Source organism: Brevibacterium sp. 1718, assembly GCF_051131255.1.
Lineage (GTDB): Bacteria > Actinomycetota > Actinomycetes > Actinomycetales > Brevibacteriaceae > Brevibacterium > Brevibacterium sediminis.
This window is the reverse complement of record NZ_CP186550.1, coordinates 19,562-35,832: the sequence shown is the minus strand read 5'-3', so window position 1 is coordinate 35,832 and position 16,271 is coordinate 19,562. Positions and strand designations below refer to the sequence as shown.

The following is a 16,271-nucleotide window of genomic DNA, read 5'->3' as shown; positions in this document are numbered from 1 at the left end:
CACAGGTACGACACCAGAGCAAAGGAGCCCTGCTATGCCCACCCGATTCGAGACCACCCTGACCGACTCCCTCATCGAGGAATTCACCTCATCCGGGGACTGGAAGAACCAGACCCTCCTCGACCACCTCGAGCACTGGAGTGCACAACGACCTGACACGGTCGTCACCCGCGATCCCTACGGTGCCCACACCTATGCCGAGCTCAGCTCGGATGTCGACACCTGTGCCCAGGCGCTCGTCGACCTCGGGGTCGAACCCGGCGACGTGGTGGGTGTGCAGCTGCCGAACTGGTATGAATGGCTGGTCATCCACCTCGGTGCGATCAAGGCCGGCGCTGTGACCAACGGCCTCATCCCGATCTATCGGGACCGCGAGATCGGGCATATGGCGAAGAAGGCGTCGGTCTCGGTGCTCTTCGTGCCCAATCGCTTCCGAAAGTTCGACTATCCCGATATGGTCGACCGACTGCGTCCGAGCCTGCCGGAGCTGCAGCACACGATCGTCCTCGACACCCCTGGCGAGGCGACCTTCGACGGTCGGGACGGCTTCGAGAGGTGGACGGATTTCCTGGCTCGAGGGGAACGCGACTCAAGCTCGGACGGTTCACGGTCGGCCGCCTCGGCGATCGAATCCATCGCTTGGGACGGCCGGCGCCCGGACCCCAATGATGTCGGACTCATCCTCTTCACCTCGGGGACGACGGGCAATCCCAAGGGTGTGATGCACACGCACAACAACGTGCTAGCGGCCTCGCTGCCGTGGCCGGATCACCTGGGCCTGGACGAGGATTCGGTCATCCACATGGCCTCGACCTTCGGCCATCTCACCGGCTACATGTACGGAGTGTGTCTGCCTCTGCTCATCGGCGGTTCGGGCGTGTTCCAGGACGTGTGGAACGGCGAGGAGTTCGCCCGACTCGTCGCCGAGCACGGAATCCAGCACACATCGGGGGCCACTCCGTTCCTCCACGATCTGCTCGAGGTGGCGAAGTCGACGCAGCACGACCTGTCCTCCCTCAAGCACTTCTGCTGCATGGGCGCCCCGATTCCACGCGTCATGGTCAATGAGGCGCGCACGCTGCTTCCGGAGCTCAACGTCTTCGGCGGCTGGGGACAGACGGAATGCGGGCTGGTGACGATGACGGCGCCGGGCGATTCGGAGGAGAAGGTCACGAGCACCGACGGACGAGCACTGGGCTCGATGAAGGTCCGCATCGTCGATCCCCTCGGGGAACCCGTGCCCGCGGGCGTCGAAGGAAGAATCCAGGTCACGGGCCCATTCCTGTTCGTCGGCTACCTCGATGAACCGGAGCAGACGGCAGACGCCTTCGCAGGCGTTTGGCTCGATACCGGAGACCTCGCCGAAATGGATGCCGAAGGCTTCATCCGGATCGCGGGGCGGTCGAAGGACATCATCATCCGCGGCGGCGAGAACATCCCGGTGGCCTATATCGAGAACGTTCTCTACGAACATCCCGCGGTCTCCCAGGTCGCAGTCGTCGCGGTGCCGCATCCCCGGCTGCAGGAGATCGCGTGCGCAGTCGTGACCCTCAACGAGGGCCACAGCCTGACGATGGACGAGCTGCAGGAGTTCTTCGACGCGAAGGGAGTGGCCAAGCAGTACTGGCCCGAGGCCCTGCAGTGCCTCGACGAGTTCCCTCGCACGCCAAGCGGTAAGATTCAGAAGTTCAAGCTCAGAGAGGAAGTCGCCGCCGAGCATGTCAGCTGAATCCGAAGACCTCAACGCGATCGTCCGCGGTGCCCGCGCGGAATTCCGAGAGCGGCAGATCGTCGACGCCGCCGTGCGTCTGATGCAGGAGAAGGGCACTCATTCGGTGTCCATGCAGGCGATCGCGAGGTCCGGCGGGGTCAGTGTCGGACTGCTGTACAAGTACTTCTCGGACAAGGAGCAGATCGTGCTCGCCGCGATCACCCGCGTCCTCGAGGAGTTCCGTCTCCGTGTCCCTTCCGCCATCGCCGAGGCGGCCGAACCCGTGGACAAGGTCATCGCCGCGTTCACGGAGTTCTGCCGCATCGTCGGTGAACAGAGACATGCGGTCGTGCTCACCTATCAGGTCTCCAGGGCACTGTCGAAGGACGGACTGAAGTCGATCCAGGACCAGGAGCTCGAGACCCTCCAGCCCCTCGTCGACGTCGTCACCGCCGCCGTCGAAGCAGGCGACCTGCGTGGTGTCGATGCTCAGGTGCTCGGGCACGACCTCATGTCGATCGCCCATATGTGGGCGCTCAAGTACTGGTACTTCCAGCGGATCGGGCTCGACCTGGAGACCTATATCGACCGGCAGGTGCGCACGCTTGTGCTGAGCAACCTCAGCGAGGCTGCCCGCCGCTAGGTGTACTTCCCCGTGAGGTTGTGAACACGAGCTGATGGTGTGAGTCCGCCAATACCGGTATGGGGTCGATGGAAATTATAGTCATGGACCCACGCCTCGTAGGCCGCTGCACGCTCGGCTTCGCTGGCATACACCCTCGTATAAGCCCACTCGGCATCGAGAGTCCGGTTGAATCGCTCGACCTTCCCATTCGTCTGTGGTCGGTAGGGTTTCGTTTTGCGGTGTTTCACACCCTCACCAAGAGCCTCCGCGAAGGCCCGAGAACGGTAGCAGGATCCGTTATCGGTCATCACTGCCGTGACCTGAACACCGATACTCGCGAAGAACTCGTCCGCACGCCGCCAGAACCCGGACGCAGTATCCTTGCGCTCATCATCGAGGATCTCGGAGTACGCGACTCGCGAGTAGTCATCGACAGCGTGGTGAAGGAACCGGTACCCACGCGAGCCCGCAGCTCCGGCCCGGGCGGCACGACCTCGATGGGAGCCGACTTTCCTGTCCTGAGCTGACCCACGCCCATGAGCACGCCACCCGCCCCCGTCGGGGATCCGGCCCTGCTTCTTGATATCGACATGGACCAGGCGCCCGGGAGCCTCGACCTCGTAACGGATCGGGGCCGGCTTACGCACCGGCAGCCCGGTCATCTGGTCGACATGAGCCAACAACGGCATCTGGTACCGGTTCAGGACTCGACCGACAGTCGAGCGTGGGATGTGAAGGTGGTAGCTGATCCGGTGCGGACCCCACCGCCGAGTGATCCGCAACGCGAGGATACGTCGTTCCCGTTTGGTCGACAGTCGTGCAGGGCTGTGGTGTGGTCGGCTCGAGCGGTCGTCGAGACCATCGCCTGCACGGTGTCGACGCACCCATCTGGACACTGTTGCCGATGAGACTTGGAAGCGTTCGGCGACTCGGCGCTGGGACCATCCATCATCGATGACGAGAGCGACAAGGCGGCGTCTGCCCTCGATGGTCAGTGGTGCGTTACGGTGTGTCATGAAGACCTCCGGGACTCGATCATGAGTGTGGTTACCCATATCGGTATCGGAGGTCTTCGTTGTGTTTCAACTACCGTTCACAACGTGTCGGGGAAGTACACCTAGGCCACCTCGTGGGGAGTCATCGACTTCTGATCCAGTGATCGCAATATAACTCGATGACTGGATCAGAACTCGATGTGCAACCGTACAGAACCCGATGATTCAGGGGACAGAACCCGATGCCTAGGCAACTGCGGCCCTCTGCTGTGCAGCGCGACCTGGGGGCTGCGCCGCGACTCCGCAGGCGCAGCAGTTCACCGAGCCGGGCTCAGGGGTGCAGGGGGACGCTCGATTCGTCGGTGAGCGCGAGGAAGCCGAAGGTCTCCTGCAGGTACAGGTCGACTGTCTCACTGTCGTGGCCGCTGTAGCCGATCGACAGGTCCTGGCCGAGGTGGAGTTCGTAGTCACCACCGCGGGTGGACACGAGCAGGGCACCTTCGAGCGCCGGCGCCCAGACGATCTCCCCGGCACCGAGCTGGCGCGAGAGGTGATCGCGGATCGGGAAACCGTGGTCGGTCGACTCGGAGACCTTCGTGTATTCGGCCTCCGACAGCAGCAGGCTGTAGGGCCCGTCGACACCGGCCGTGCGCAGACCGGACAGCGCCTGCGCCACCGCGTCCGCATAGTCCTCGACCGCATCGGGCAGGGTCACGGCCGCGTTCGACGAGTTCGGGACGATGCCGCCGATGCCTGCGGAGTCGAGTCCGTGGAGGATAGCTCGGTCCTCGGCCAGGGCGATCGTCGTCGCCGCGTCCTTGATCGGCTGCCAGTCTGAATCGCCGGAGCCGCGCGCAACATCGTCGATGGCCTCACGCGTGACCGTGAAGGGGGCGCGCGGTTCGACGAATTCCTGCACGATGCGCTGTCGAATGTGCAGACTCGACGAATACGACTGCACATCCTTGATATGCCCCGTGGTCACCGAGGAGGTCTCGAAGCCGGTCGGCCCTTCGACGTCGACGATGCGCCGACCGGCGATATTGCGCTTGAAGGTGCGCCGAGCCTCTTCCTCGATCTCCGCCCAGGCCGGGCCGGTGATGGGGGCGAGTTCGCGATAGAGATTGTTCACTGTCGTCTCCTATTCAGGCTGCCGATTCCCAGGCTGCCGTCCGTGGGTGCTGAGGGGTCTGCGTCTGTCGGGTCATCGCTGTCTGTCGGGACATCAGCGAACGAATCATCGTCCGATTCGCCGTCGCTGTCCGATCCGTCGACCTTCGCCGAGGCGGCTCCACCGATCCCGAGTCCCGCCTCGGCGAGCTCCCCGTCGGGATCGTCGAGGAAATCCTGGGACGGGACGAAGAACAGCCCGCCGGTCAGCGCGGTCGAGAAGTCGAGGATCCGGTCGTAGGTGCCCACCGGATCTCCGATGAACATGTTCTCAAGCATCTGCTCGGTCGTCGTCACGTCCGCGGCATAGGCGATGAAATAGGTGCCGTATTCCCCTGATCCGACGGATCCGAAGACCATATTGTCGCGCACGATCTCCCGGTCGTTGCCGTCCTCGTGCTCGATCGAGTTGAGCACGAGGTGCGAGTTCGGGGCCTTGTCCTCCTCGGCGAATTCGACGTCGGAGAGTTTGTGCCTCCCGAAGGCCGCTTCCTGCTCCTCGACGCTGAGTGCGTCCCAGGCGGACATGTCGTGTGTGTACTTCTGAACGATCACAAAGGTGCTGCCCGGATAGCCCGGGGAGCCATCGCCGGGAACGGATCCTGGCCCGGAATCTCCGGCAACGGCGGCAGCGACATCGGGTCCCGCCTCGGCGGAATCCAGGACGGAACCCGGGCCGGAATCCAAAACGGAATCCTCAGCGACGTCATCCGGGTGGCGCAACACGGCGTCGACGGCACCCTGATCCTCGGGATTCTCGGTGCCGTCGACGAAGCCGAGGATGTCGCGTTCGTCGAAATAACGGAAGCCGTGGACTTCGTCGGCGACGTCGACGGCACCCTGCAAAGCATCGCCGATGAGTCGGGCGAGTTCGAAGCACATGTCGATGCGGCGAGCGCGGATGTGGAACAGCAGGTCACCTGGGGTGGACGGCGCCGTGTGGACGTCTCCGCGCTGTTCGATGAACGGGTGGAGACCCCGGGGGCGGGGCGCGGTGAACATCCGGTCCCAGAGGTCGGCGCCGATACCCGTGACACAGCTGAGGTCGGCTTCGCGGGAGCGGAAGCCGACGGTTCGTGTCAGCCCTGCGATCTCGGACAGGAAGTCCTTGGCTCTGCTCTCGAATCCGGGGCGGACAGTGAGGACGAGGAAGATCGCAGACGGCGACGGCGGAACCAGCACCCGTTGCGGACTCTTCCCATCGGGGAATGCCTGCTGCCAGACGGTCACTGCATCATCTCCTCCGCTCGCGGATTCGGCGCGGTGCACCTCGGGACACCAAGGTGACCTGCGTCTCGGAGTCTCCGCTTCACCAGGCGCGATTGGCCACGGTGCCAGCGCCGAAGGTCGACGGGGCACTGCCGCTGTATCCGCGTCGTAGACTCGAAGGGAAGCGAGCGAAAGGAGCGTCAGCCGATGTCCGAGAAGAAGAGCTCCACACACGTGGTCCAGGTCCGCCGCATCTACGACGAAGCACAGAAGTCCGATGGGACCCGGATCCTCGTCGACCGAGTCTGGCCGCGCGGGGTGAGCAAGGACAAGGCCGAACTCGACGACTGGGTCAAGGACGTCGCGCCCTCGACCGAGCTGCGCAAGTGGTACTCCCACGATCCGGAGAAGTTCGACGAGTTCGCTCGCCGCTTCCGCGAGGAACTGAAGAGCGATGATGCCGAGCAGGCCCTCGAGGAGCTGCGCGGGCTCGCGCAGAGGGGGACTCTCACCCTGCTCACCGCGGCCAAGCGCGACGACATCAGCCAGGCCACCATGCTCGCCGAGATCCTCAATGACGGCAAGAAGACGAGTGGCACGAAATCGAGCGGCAAGACAACCGGAACCACCAAGTCCGGAAGCAAGAAGTCGAGCAGTAAGGACGGCGAATGAGCGAGATCACCCCTGACGCCCGCGACTGGACCGATGTCCTCGTCGGCGGCTGCTCCGAATGCGGCTTCACCGGCCATGAAGATCCGACCGGCGTCCCGACCACCCTCGCCGAGGCGGCCGCCACCTGGCAGACGGTCCTGACCAGTGCCGACGCCACCGAACGGCGCAGTCCGAACCGATGGTCGGACGTCGAATACGCCGCCCATATGCGCGATGTCCTCGACGAATTCCGCCGCCGCACCGAGCGCATGCTGGCCGAGTCCGACCCGACCTTGGACAACTTCGATGGCGATGCGGTCGCTCTCGAATCCGATTACGCCCACGCCGATCCCGCCGAGGTGGCCCCCGCCCTCCGCGCGGCCGCCGAGTCCTATGCCGGCCTCCTGTCCCAGGTCAGCGGGGAGGAATGGGAACGTCGCGGCTTCCGCTCCGACGGTCACGCCTTCACCGTCGCCTCACTCACGCTCTACGGACTCCACGAAGTCCGGCACCACCTCGGCGACGTCGGGGCCTGAAAACACGACCGACACGGGGGGGGTCGGGGCAGCCGATCCGAAATTATTGGACACGTTTGTCCAAAATGCTTTAGTCTCGTCACGTGGGCAGGAAGAAGAGTTTCGACGAGCAGTCGGTCATCGATGCCGCCATCGCCGTGTTCAGCGAGCACGGCTATGCGGGAACCGATGTCGGACGGGTCTGCGAACGCGCGAACATCGGCCGCTCGAGCTTCTACAACACCTTCGACAGCCTCGACGCCGTCTTCCTCCGCGCCCTGCGTGACTATACGGCCACGGGCATCCCGCTCAGAGAGGAACTCGAGCGCAGCCTCGAGCCCGCTCCCGTCCTGCTCATGCACCGCCTCCGCGGCGAGCTGAAGAAGCAGTGCGACGACGAGAACCGGACCGGGTGCCTGTCGGCGAACACGGCCGCCGAGCTCGGCCGCGAAGTCGATGTTGTGTGCTCGATCCTCGACCCCGACCGCAACGCGTGGCTCGACACCTACTCAGGCATCATCGAGCGCGGTCAGACCGCGGGCCATATCCTCGCTGACATCGACCCCCGGATCCATGCCCCACTCATCCACAGCGTGCTCGCCGGCCTGCGCATCGCCGCCCGCGTCATGACCACAGAGGACGTCCTCGCCCAAGCCCGAGCCTTCGTCGCAGGACTGTGCACTCCGGCCGGCAGGGCCACCCTCGAGACCGAAGGTGCCCCAGGTGCCTCGACGAAAGGCAGCCCCACCCCATGACCACTTCGACACCGCCTTCCCTCAGGCCTCGGGTGCCTGGTCAGGTCTATCTGTTGGCCGCCGTGATCTTCTGCCTCGGCACTAGCGAGTTCATGATCGCCGGAATCCTCGAACCCTTGAGCGCTGACTTGAGCGTGACGATCCCGCAGGCGGGCCTGCTCATCACCGGTTTCGCCGTCGGCATGATCGTCGGGGCACCGGCCATGACCCTGCTGACGCTGACCCTGCCCAGGCGGGCGACGATGATCGTCATGATCATCGGCTTCTCCTCCCTCCACATCCTTGCAGCGCTGTCACCGAGCTACGGACTGCTCATGGCCTCAAGGGTGCTGTCTGCCTTCGCCTGCGGCGGGTTCTGGGCCGTCGCCGCCGTCCACACCTCAGCCATCGCTCCCGCCGCCGTACAGGGCCGTGCACTCGCCAGTCTCGTCGGCGGACTCACAGTAGCCAACCTCGTCGGAGTGCCGATGGGAACATGGATCGGCACCCAGTTCGGGTGGCGGTCGACCTTCTGGGCGGTCGCCCTCGTCACTGCACTGGCCGCAGTTCTCATCGCCGTGACCACCCGGTCGGACGCGAAGCCCACCGACCCAGCGAAGCCTGCCGACTCAGCGAAGTCCACCGACCCAGACGAAGCAGAATCACCCACTCCCGCCGAGGCGGCTCCCGGCCTGCGCACTCTGCTCCGCGCCGAGATCGCCGCGTTCAAGGGACCCCGAATCTGGTTGGCCCTGGGCACGACGGCGCTGTTCCAGGCTTCGGTGTTCGCGTCCTTCTCCTACTTCTCGCCGCTGCTCACTCAGGTGGCCGGACTGTCCGCGGACCTCGTTCCCGCAGTCCTCGCGGCCTTCGGCGTCGGTGCCTTCATCGGTGTCGTCGTCGGCGGGCGCTTGGCCGATAGGGACATCTTCGGCAATATCGTTGGCAGCCTCACGGCACTGACTCTCAGCCTCGGCGCCCTGTGGCTGGTCGCGGACAACGCAATCCTTGCCGTCATCATGATCGTCCTCGTCGGCGCCAGCGGTTTCTCCATCGCCGGGGCGCTCAATGCCCGCGTCTTCCAGATCGCGACTCAGGCACCGACCCTGGCCGCCAGCGTCAACACTTCGGCCTTCAACGTCGGCAATGCGCTCGGCCCGGCCGTCGGCGCCTGGGTCATCGCAGCCGGGCTCGGCTTCCCCGCCACGGTCGTCGCCGCCATCGTCCTCGCGCTCGCTGCACTCGCCGTAGTGGCCGTGGCGATCCGCGTCGAACGGACGTGGGCAGGGCGATCCGAGCCCACCCTCGCCGAGGCGGCCTGCTAGTCCCAGCGGGACTCAGCTCAGAGTCCCGGCCGGCTGCAGCCGTTCGCGCACGTCCTTCCACGGCTTGTCCCAGGACATGTCCTCCGGCAGCAGCACTTGACCGCAGGCACTGCACACCTCGCCCTGAGTCGTCTCGGCGCCGCAGGCTTCGTGGATGAGTCCCATATGGCCTCCGCCGGCAGGCAGTTCGGTGTGCTTCTCTGCCCACAGGGACAGCTGCTGCAGGATCGGCAGCAGATCGGCGGCGGCCTCGGTGGCCGCATACCCCTGCCGGATGCGCGCCCCGTCGGCGTAGTCGACCTTCGTCAGCAGCCCGGCCCCAAGCATTCCGGACAACCGCCGGCTGAGCACGGCTTCGGAGATTCCGAGATTCTCACGCAGCTGGTCAAAACGCCCACGACCGTGGAGGACATCGCGGACGATGAGCAGCACCCACGGATCGCCGAGCACGTCGAGCGACCGCTTCACCGGACAGAACTCCTGCGACCAATCCGAACGCAAAGCCATCACGACTACCTTTCTTCGACGAAGTCTGCTTATACTTCCTCCAGTATAACTTCTTTGAAGAAAGCCCGAGGGATCGATGTCGACCACTCCACCCGCGCAGCGGAGGCACCGCCGCATCCACCCCGCCTGGTGGGTCGCCGCCGTCGCCTTCATCGCCCTGCTCGCCGCCGCCGGATTCCGGGCTGCTCCCGGAGCGCTGATGGTCCCGCTCCATGCGGACTTCGGGTGGTCGATGAGCAGCATGTCCCTGGCCGTGAGTGTGAACCTCCTTCTCTACGGGCTCACCGCTCCCTTCGCTGCAGCGCTCATGGATCGCTTCGGCATCCGCCAGGTCGTGGCGGCCGCTCTGGCTCTCGTCGCCCTCGGCGCCGGAGGCAGCGTGCTCATGACCGCCTCCTGGCAGCTGCTCATCTTCTGGGGCGTCCTCATCGGGCTGGGCACCGGTTCGATGGCCCTCGTCTTCGCCGCGACCATCGCCGATCGCTGGTTCGTCGCTCGCCGTGGTCTCATCATGGGCATCCTCACGGCCGGATCGGCCACGGGCCAGCTGATCTTCCTGCCGCCGGTCGCCACGATCGCCGAGTCCACCGGGTGGAAGCCGGCATCCCTACTCATCGGCATCGCGGCGATGGCCGCCGTGCCGCTGGTCTGGTTCGTCCTCCGCGATCATCCTTCCGACCTGGGCGTTCTGCCCTATGGTGTAGCTGATGCGAGCACGGAGAGCACGACCGAGCCTGAGGGCGACACCCCGACCAAGGCGGAGTCCGCTCCGACCACCCCCGCCGAGCGCCGCGGCGCAGGCGCCGCCCGACGCGCCTTCGCAGGTCTCTTCTTCGCCGCCCGTCATCGCTCGTTCTGGGCTCTGGCCATCGCCTTCGCGATCTGCGGCGCGACGACGAACGGACTCATCGGCATCCACTTCATCCCCTCGGCCCACGACCATGGGATGCCCGCCTCGACGGCAGCCGGCCTGCTCGCGGTCGTCGGGATCTTCGACATCGTGGGCACCGTGTTCTCCGGTTGGCTGACCGACAAATTCGATCCCCGGATCCTCCTCGTCGCGTACTACACGTTCCGCGGGGTCGGCCTGCTGCTTCTGCCCTGGCTGCTCTCGGACACTGTCCACCCGAGCATGATCCTCTTCATCGTCGTCTACGGCCTCGACTGGGTCGCGACGGTCCCGCCGACGGCCGCTCTGTGCCGGGAAATCTTCGGTGACAACGGCACCATCGTCTTCGGCTGGGTCTTCGCCGCCCATCAGATCGGTGCGGCCGCCGCTGCCTTCGCCGCCGGAGCCGTCCGTGACGCCTTCGGCGAGTACACCTACGCCTGGTGGGGCGGCGCGGCCATGTGCGTCATCGCCGCGGTCCTGTCGTTCGCGGTCAGACGCCGTCTGATCGATGATCGCGGGGAACCCGCCACCGCCGAGGCGGCCGCCTAGACCCAGCTCAACCGAGGTTCACCCCTGCTCTTCCGGTTCCCACAGCTCGATCCGATTCCCTTCGGGATCGGTCACCCAGCCGAAGCGTCCGATTCCGTCCATCTGCTGGGTCTCGTCGTCCACCTCGGCGCCGGCTTCGCGCAGCTGCGCGATCATCGCGTCGAGGTCGGCGACGCGGAAGTTCAGCATCGTCTGCTGCCGGTCCTGGTCCTCCGGCCGCGTCCCGAAGTAGTCGGTGTCGGCTCCGAACATCGCCATCACGGTCGGTCCGGCCGGCTGCCGCCACAGCCCGTGATCACCGAAGTCGACGCCGAGGAAGTCGCGGTACCAGGCCGTCATCGCCTCGGGGTCGGCCGCCCGCAGGAAGTATCCGCCGATTCCATTCACTCTCTCCATGGATGAATGGTAATCCCAGGCATGGACTCAAGTGTCGCGGAATGTCGGGAGACTGTAGTTTGTTACAGGGCACAGATCGTCAACCCGTGAAAGGACGTTCCATGAGCAAGTTCGCTGTCACCAATGCCAACACCGGCGAAGTCGAGGAGGAGTTCGCCTCTGTTCCCAAAGAGGAGATTCCCGCCTACATCGATCGTGCCCATGAGGCACATCTGGCGTGGAAGGAGACGCCGCTGCATGAACGCGCGGCGATCCTGCGCAAGTTCGCCGATCTCGTCGATGAGAATGCCGATGAGATGACCGACATCATCGGTCGTGAGATGGGCAAGATCAAGAAGCAGGGCCTCGGCGAGGTCGACAAAGTCGCCCGCACCGCCCGCTGGATGGCCGACAACGCCGCCACCCATCTGTCCACGACCCACCTGGCCGCCGCCGGCGCGGCCAGCAGCTATGTCGAGCACCAGCCGCTGGGCGTGCTGCTGGGCATCATGCCGTGGAACTTCCCGTACAACCAGATCGCCCGCTTCGTGCTGCCCAACCTCATGGTCGGCAACACGATCATCATGAAGCAGGCATCGATCTGCCCGAAGTCCTCCCAGTACTTCGAGGACCTCCTCACCGAGGCGGGACTGCCGAAGGGCGTGTACCAGAACATCTACCTCGACTCCTCCCACGCCGAAGAGGTCCTCAAGGACTTCCGCGTCAAGGGCTTCTCGCTCACCGGTTCCGAGGGTGCCGGCGCGTCTGTGGCCGCGATCGCGGCGAAATACTACAAGCGCGCGGTCCTCGAGCTCGGCGGAAACGACCCGGCCGTCGTCCTCGACTCGAAGGACGTCTCCTCGGTGGCGCAGAAGCTCGTCGGGATCCGTCTGGCGAACGCCGGCCAGGTCTGCACCTCGCCGAAGCGCATGATCGTCGTCGATGAGCTCTACGACGAATTCGTCGCCGAGGCGGTCAAGGCCGCCGAAGCCATGAAGATCTCCGACTTCGACGACCCCGAGGTCGGCATGGGACCCGTGTCCTCCGAAGGTGCTCGCGACGAGATCATCGAGATGATCGAGAAGGCCGTGGCCGATGGTGCGACCCTGCACACCGGCGGCAAGAAGCTCGACCGCCCCGGCTGGTTCATGTCCCCGGCCGTGCTCACGGACATCGACCCGCACTCGGACCTCGGCTGCAACGAGCTCTTCGGCCCGGCCGTGATGATCTACCGTGCCAAGGACGAGGAGGATGCTCTGCGTCTGGCCAATGATTCCGAGTACGGCCTCATGTCCTCGGTGTGGACCGACGATCTGGAGAAGGGCCAGGAGTTCGGCAAGAAGATCAACGCCGGCATGACCCTGATCAACAGCCACATGGAGTCCGGACCGGAGTACCCCTTCGGCGGCATCAACCGCTCCGGCTACGGCCGTGAGAACGCTCAGTGGGCGTTCCAGGCGTTCACCAACGAACACCTCATCCGCGTCCACGCCTGATCAGGTGTGAGACCTCAGGTTCACCCCTGAGAACCCAATCACCGAGGTGACCGGACGGTTTCACGACAGAACGAGCCCGCCGGGCAGCGACATGATCGCTGTTCGGCGGGCTCGTCCTCGTCTCTGTGATCCGATCATCTCACTCGAGTGAGATATCCCCATTGCCGGTGGTGACCTCGACGGAGTGCGGGCTGTCGGGATCTTCAGACAGCGAGTTCGACTCCGCACCGTTATCAGTTCTCAGTGATACGGCGTAGGTCCCACTGGGCAACGAGGTGCTCACAGCACCATTGTCGGTCGTCACCCTCAGACTCGACGGCGCTTCATCGAACGTCAGATCGACCGCCCCGTTCTCTGCCCGTGCCGAAACATTGTCTGAGCTCAGACCGCTGGCGTGCTGGTCACCATTCGTGCTCCTCAGCGTCAGATCGCCGGCAATGTCCGTCGCCGATATCCCGCCGTTCTCCGTCGCGATCGACACCGGCTTGTCGAAATCCTTTACAGACACCTCTGCATTATCGGCTTGCAGTCTCACCGCCGCGGACTGCGGGATGACCACTTGGTAGCGCACCTCGCACGAAGCGAGGAATCCGCAGTCCGTGGACAAGGTGAGCTCGTCGTCTGCGATCGCCCATGTCGCCTGCCCCGCCTTCCCGGTGAACCACCTCGTCACTTCGACTGCGTCGACATCGCCGGGCCGCAGAGCGATGTCACCCCCGGACTCCATGACAATACCCAGATCATCGCCGCCTATCCGAAAAGAGCGACTTTCGGGATCGACTGCGTCGAGCGAAGGTCCGCAGGAGCTCAGCCCGATCGCACCGAGAACCACCACGCTCGACAGTGCAATAGCCTTCGACCATCTCTGTACGTTCATTTCGACTCGCTCCTCGTCATGTGTCCTGCCACCGACACCATCGTCGTCAACTCCGCCGTTCGGATTCGGAGTGTGTGATCGCTTCGATCAGGGCGGCAATGGCCCGTTTGATCGCAGTCGAATCAACCTGCTCCGGGTCCGCCAGATGCTCCATCGACAGCCCGTTCGTCAGACAGTGCAGGACAAGAGCCGCCACACCGGGATCGATTGAGAGCTCCAGGCCGCTCCGTGCAGCGACCTCACGGATAGCACGCTCGGCGGCCTCTCGCTGTGTTCGCCGTAACGGCCCCCATGACTGTCTCGCTGCGGGGTCCCGTGCGGCTCGTGCCGCGAATTCGAGGCCGAGCCGACCCCGCTGCTCGTCCTCCGTGATGCTCTCTGCGACGACGCCCGCCACGAAGGCCGCGACTTCGTCTGCCGATCTCGCGGGAGCCTGCAGCAGTCGGTCTCGTTCGCTTGTGGAGCGGTCCTCGAGGACGGCAGCGAAGAGTCCCTGCTTGCTTCCGAAGTTCGAATAGACGGCACCCTTGGTGAATCCGGCTCGCAGCGCGATGTCGTCTACGGTCGCATCGGAGTAACCGGACTCGGCGAATGCCTCCGCGGCTGCGGCGATGAGTCGCCGTCGGACCTCGGACCGCGGGATGCGTTTGGCGACTTCTCGGTCGTTCTGCGGCTGGTGCATGCCGATACATTACAGTACTTTCAGTACTGAATACTAGAAGTATCCAGTTTGCCAACGGCTCACCCAGGATACTCGCAGTCTCACAGCAAAGAATCTTGGGCCGAGCTGCAGCCCATCATGGCTCAGACGACCGACTCGGCATAGAGGGCCGACACGAGAGGTGCGAGCTCTGGCATATCCCGTGCCTCGTCAAGAGCGAATTCGAGCACACTGTCATGCGTCGGATGGGCTTCGGCGAGCAGCGTCTCACCGGCAGGGGTGAGTTCGGTGTAGATGCCGCGACGGTCGTCGGCACAGAGCACACGAGTGAGCAGCCCGCGGTCCTCGAGGCGGGTGACCAGCCGCGTCGTCGCGCTCGATGACAAGGCGGCAGCGCGGGCGAGCTGCCGCATGCGCATATGCCAGCCGTCCTGCCGGCTCAGCGCATCGAGGACGGTGAATTCGACCACGGAGAGGTCGTGCTCGCGCTGCAGGCTGCGTTCGAGCTCGACCTCGATGAGTCCGTGCAGAGCAGCGAGCGTGCGCCAACCCTTGGCCCGGATCTCCACCGCGTCGTCCCTGATACCCACGTCATTCTCCTTGTTCTCGACGTCTCTCAAGGATACACCACTTGCGCGGATAAGACGCGTGTGCAACTATATTCATTGCGTCTGCAACTACTGCATACGCGCCCTATTGCACACGCACGTGATTTCGCGACCGCGGAATCCGCTCCCCACCGAAAGGTCTGCACCACCATGCCGCTCGCACTGCTCGCTCTCGCCATCGGCGGGTTCGGAATCGGACTCACCGAGTTCGTCATCATGGGCCTTCTACCCGAGGTGGCCGCAGACTTCGCGGTCTCCGAGACCGTCGCCGGCTACCTCATCTCCGGCTATGCCCTGGCCGTGGCGATCGGAGCCATCGCGATCACCGTGGCGCTGAGCCGGGTCAATCGGAAGACGGCTCTCATCGGCCTCATGGTCCTCTTCATCATCGGCAACGGACTCTCGGCTCTCGCCCCGAGCTACGAGATGATGATGGTCGGTCGCATCGTCGCGGCACTCTGCCACGGCGCCTTCTTCGGCATCGGCGCGGTCGTGGCCGCTTCCCTGGTGCCCGCGAACCGTCAGGCCGCGGCGATCTCGATGATGTTCGCGGGTCTGACCACGGCAAACGTCCTCGGAGTCCCCTTGGGCACCTTCCTCGGCCAGGCCGCCGGATGGCGGTCGACCTTCTGGACCATCGCGGTCATCGGCATCATCGCCCTCATCGGCATAGCCGTCCTCGTCCCCTCGATTCCGGCACGATCGGACGCGGCCTCGGGCATCCTCGGCGAATTCCGCATCTTCGCCTCCGGTCAGGTGTGGGCGTCGATCCTCATCACGATCCTCGGCTACGGGGGCATGTTCGGAGCCTTCAGCTATATGGCGTTCACGCTCACCGGAGTGACCGGCTTCTCCAGCGCCGCCGTCCCATGGCTGCTCGTCCTCTTCGGAGTCGGCCTCTTCATCGGCAACATCCTCGGCGGTCGGGCGGCCGATAAGAACCTCGGGGCGACCCTGCTCACCCTGCTCATCGGTCTCGTCGTCATCCTCGCCGTGTTCTCTCTGATCGCCGAGAACAAGGTCGCCACGATCATCGCGCTGGTGTTCATGGGCGGGTTCGGCTTCGCCACGGTTCCGGCCATGCAGATGCGCATCATGCGCCACTCCGGCGACGCGCAGACTCTCGGGTCGGGAGCGAACATCGCGGCCTTCAACGTCGGCAATGCCTTCGGGGCGTGGGTCGGCGGACTGACCATCGCCTCGGGCCTCGGCTATACCTCACCGCTGTGGGCGGGTGCGCTCGTCACCGTCGGCGGGCTCATCACCCTCCTCATCGCCGGACGCGCGCGGGGAGGGGAATTGCGCCAGAAGGCAGTAAACACCGAGGCCACCGCGGATCCCGAGTGGGAATCGCAGTCGGTCTGAGGCTCT

The 16,271-nt window shown here is 64.9% G+C and carries 17 protein-coding genes; 9 read left to right on the top strand and 8 right to left on the bottom strand.

Annotated features, from left to right (window positions below; genetic code table 11):
* Nucleotides 1–34 precede the first annotated feature (34 nt).
* Together ACOZ9V_RS00160 and ACOZ9V_RS00155 are read left to right on the top strand one after the other, a co-directional pair.
* Nucleotides 35–1,729 (top strand): AMP-binding protein, encoded by a 1,695-nt coding sequence (locus tag ACOZ9V_RS00160; RefSeq protein ID WP_434592622.1) that lies wholly within the window; start codon nt 35–37, stop codon nt 1,727–1,729.
* Entirely contained in the window at nt 1,719–2,354 is a 636-nt protein-coding gene (locus ACOZ9V_RS00155) for a TetR/AcrR family transcriptional regulator (protein WP_181271210.1), read from the top strand. Before ACOZ9V_RS00160 ends, ACOZ9V_RS00155 begins: the two co-directional genes overlap by 11 nt.
* On the opposite strand, the gene ACOZ9V_RS00150 is transcribed toward ACOZ9V_RS00155, so the two are convergent.
* The 3 genes from ACOZ9V_RS00150 to ACOZ9V_RS00140 form a co-directional block, all read right to left on the bottom strand.
* Nucleotides 2,351–3,352 (bottom strand): IS481 family transposase, encoded by a 1,002-nt coding sequence (locus tag ACOZ9V_RS00150; RefSeq protein ID WP_434590937.1) that lies wholly within the window; start codon nt 3,350–3,352, stop codon nt 2,351–2,353. The two genes, ACOZ9V_RS00155 and ACOZ9V_RS00150, sit on opposite strands and share 4 nt — an antisense overlap.
* Nucleotides 3,353–3,662: 310 nt before the next feature.
* Nucleotides 3,663–4,463, bottom strand: a complete 801-nt coding sequence (locus ACOZ9V_RS00145; protein WP_434592618.1) for a family 1 encapsulin nanocompartment shell protein — start codon at nt 4,461–4,463, stop codon at nt 3,663–3,665.
* A complete protein-coding gene (locus ACOZ9V_RS00140; protein WP_181271212.1) occupies nt 4,460–5,731 on the bottom strand; it encodes a Dyp-type peroxidase in 1,272 nt (423 codons plus the stop codon). Before ACOZ9V_RS00140 ends, ACOZ9V_RS00145 begins: the two co-directional genes overlap by 4 nt.
* Nucleotides 5,732–5,917: 186 nt before the next feature.
* On the opposite strand from ACOZ9V_RS00140, the gene ACOZ9V_RS00135 reads away from it, so the two are divergent.
* The 4 genes from ACOZ9V_RS00135 to ACOZ9V_RS00120 all read left to right on the top strand — a co-directional run bounded on the left by ACOZ9V_RS00135 (nt 5,918) and on the right by ACOZ9V_RS00120 (nt 8,935).
* Nucleotides 5,918–6,382: a DUF488 domain-containing protein gene (locus ACOZ9V_RS00135; protein WP_181271213.1), complete on the top strand. Its 465-nt coding sequence runs from the start codon at nt 5,918–5,920 to the stop codon at nt 6,380–6,382.
* On the top strand, nt 6,379–6,897 hold the full coding sequence (locus ACOZ9V_RS00130) for a DinB family protein (RefSeq protein WP_181271214.1): 519 nt from the start codon (nt 6,379–6,381) through the stop codon (nt 6,895–6,897). The genes ACOZ9V_RS00135 and ACOZ9V_RS00130 overlap by 4 nt, the downstream gene beginning before the upstream one ends.
* A gap of 83 nt (nt 6,898–6,980) precedes the next feature.
* Nucleotides 6,981–7,631, top strand: a complete 651-nt coding sequence (locus ACOZ9V_RS00125; protein ID WP_434592613.1) for a TetR/AcrR family transcriptional regulator — start codon at nt 6,981–6,983, stop codon at nt 7,629–7,631.
* Nucleotides 7,628–8,935 carry an MFS transporter gene (locus ACOZ9V_RS00120; protein ID WP_434592610.1) on the top strand — a complete coding sequence of 436 codons (1,308 nt, stop codon included), beginning with the start codon at nt 7,628–7,630 and terminating at the stop codon, nt 8,933–8,935. Before ACOZ9V_RS00125 ends, ACOZ9V_RS00120 begins: the two co-directional genes overlap by 4 nt.
* Nucleotides 8,936–8,947: 12 nt before the next feature.
* Here ACOZ9V_RS00120 and ACOZ9V_RS00115 read toward each other — a convergent pair whose 3' ends face one another.
* The gene (locus ACOZ9V_RS00115) at nt 8,948–9,442 is read right to left on the bottom strand and encodes a winged helix-turn-helix transcriptional regulator (protein WP_181271217.1); all 495 of its coding nucleotides are present in this window, start codon (nt 9,440–9,442) and stop codon (nt 8,948–8,950) included.
* 76 nt (nt 9,443–9,518) lie between these two features.
* Between ACOZ9V_RS00115 and ACOZ9V_RS00110 the strand changes: the two genes are divergently transcribed.
* Nucleotides 9,519–10,883: an MFS transporter gene (locus ACOZ9V_RS00110; RefSeq protein ID WP_434592607.1), complete on the top strand. Its 1,365-nt coding sequence runs from the start codon at nt 9,519–9,521 to the stop codon at nt 10,881–10,883.
* 18 nt (nt 10,884–10,901) lie between these two features.
* On the opposite strand, the gene ACOZ9V_RS00105 is transcribed toward ACOZ9V_RS00110, so the two are convergent.
* A complete protein-coding gene (locus ACOZ9V_RS00105; RefSeq protein WP_434592604.1) occupies nt 10,902–11,279 on the bottom strand; it encodes a VOC family protein in 378 nt (125 codons plus the stop codon).
* Between the two features lie 101 nt (nt 11,280–11,380).
* Here ACOZ9V_RS00105 and ACOZ9V_RS00100 point away from each other — a divergent pair, with 101 nt between their 5' ends.
* Nucleotides 11,381–12,754, top strand: coding sequence for an aldehyde dehydrogenase family protein (locus tag ACOZ9V_RS00100; RefSeq protein ID WP_181271220.1), 1,374 nt, complete (start codon nt 11,381–11,383; stop codon nt 12,752–12,754).
* A 139-nt stretch (nt 12,755–12,893) separates the two neighbouring features.
* On the opposite strand, the gene ACOZ9V_RS00095 is transcribed toward ACOZ9V_RS00100, so the two are convergent.
* The 3 genes from ACOZ9V_RS00095 to ACOZ9V_RS00085 form a co-directional block, all read right to left on the bottom strand.
* Nucleotides 12,894–13,631 (bottom strand): DUF4097 family beta strand repeat-containing protein, encoded by a 738-nt coding sequence (locus ACOZ9V_RS00095; protein ID WP_181271221.1) that lies wholly within the window; start codon nt 13,629–13,631, stop codon nt 12,894–12,896.
* 46 nt (nt 13,632–13,677) lie between these two features.
* On the bottom strand, nt 13,678–14,313 hold the full coding sequence (locus ACOZ9V_RS00090; protein ID WP_434592600.1) for a TetR/AcrR family transcriptional regulator: 636 nt from the start codon (nt 14,311–14,313) through the stop codon (nt 13,678–13,680).
* Between the two features lie 122 nt (nt 14,314–14,435).
* Complete coding sequence (locus tag ACOZ9V_RS00085; RefSeq protein WP_181271223.1) at nt 14,436–14,882, bottom strand: MarR family winged helix-turn-helix transcriptional regulator; 447 nt, start codon at nt 14,880–14,882, stop codon at nt 14,436–14,438.
* 168 nt (nt 14,883–15,050) lie between these two features.
* On the opposite strand from ACOZ9V_RS00085, the gene ACOZ9V_RS00080 reads away from it, so the two are divergent.
* A complete protein-coding gene (locus tag ACOZ9V_RS00080; RefSeq protein WP_139467614.1) occupies nt 15,051–16,265 on the top strand; it encodes an MFS transporter in 1,215 nt (404 codons plus the stop codon).
* Nucleotides 16,266–16,271: the final 6 nt, after the last annotated feature.

Excerpts from the sequence above, each read along its gene's own strand:
- ACOZ9V_RS00160 (WP_434592622.1), top strand. The coding sequence starts at position 35 with ATGCCCACCCGATTCGAGACCACCCTGACCGACTCCCTCATCGAGGAA.
- ACOZ9V_RS00155 (WP_181271210.1), top strand. The coding sequence starts at position 1,719 with ATGTCAGCTGAATCCGAAGACCTCAACGCGATCGTCCGCGGTGCCCGC.
- ACOZ9V_RS00150 (WP_434590937.1), bottom strand. The coding sequence starts at position 3,352 with ATGACACACCGTAACGCACCACTGACCATCGAGGGCAGACGCCGCCTT.
- ACOZ9V_RS00135 (WP_181271213.1), top strand. The coding sequence starts at position 5,918 with ATGTCCGAGAAGAAGAGCTCCACACACGTGGTCCAGGTCCGCCGCATC.
- ACOZ9V_RS00130 (WP_181271214.1), top strand. The coding sequence starts at position 6,379 with ATGAGCGAGATCACCCCTGACGCCCGCGACTGGACCGATGTCCTCGTC.
- ACOZ9V_RS00120 (WP_434592610.1), top strand. The coding sequence starts at position 7,628 with ATGACCACTTCGACACCGCCTTCCCTCAGGCCTCGGGTGCCTGGTCAG.
- ACOZ9V_RS00115 (WP_181271217.1), bottom strand. The coding sequence starts at position 9,442 with ATGGCTTTGCGTTCGGATTGGTCGCAGGAGTTCTGTCCGGTGAAGCGG.
- ACOZ9V_RS00110 (WP_434592607.1), top strand. The coding sequence starts at position 9,519 with ATGTCGACCACTCCACCCGCGCAGCGGAGGCACCGCCGCATCCACCCC.
- ACOZ9V_RS00105 (WP_434592604.1), bottom strand. The coding sequence starts at position 11,279 with ATGGAGAGAGTGAATGGAATCGGCGGATACTTCCTGCGGGCGGCCGAC.
- ACOZ9V_RS00100 (WP_181271220.1), top strand. The coding sequence starts at position 11,381 with ATGAGCAAGTTCGCTGTCACCAATGCCAACACCGGCGAAGTCGAGGAG.
- ACOZ9V_RS00095 (WP_181271221.1), bottom strand. The coding sequence starts at position 13,631 with ATGAACGTACAGAGATGGTCGAAGGCTATTGCACTGTCGAGCGTGGTG.
- ACOZ9V_RS00090 (WP_434592600.1), bottom strand. The coding sequence starts at position 14,313 with ATGCACCAGCCGCAGAACGACCGAGAAGTCGCCAAACGCATCCCGCGG.
- ACOZ9V_RS00080 (WP_139467614.1), top strand. The coding sequence starts at position 15,051 with ATGCCGCTCGCACTGCTCGCTCTCGCCATCGGCGGGTTCGGAATCGGA.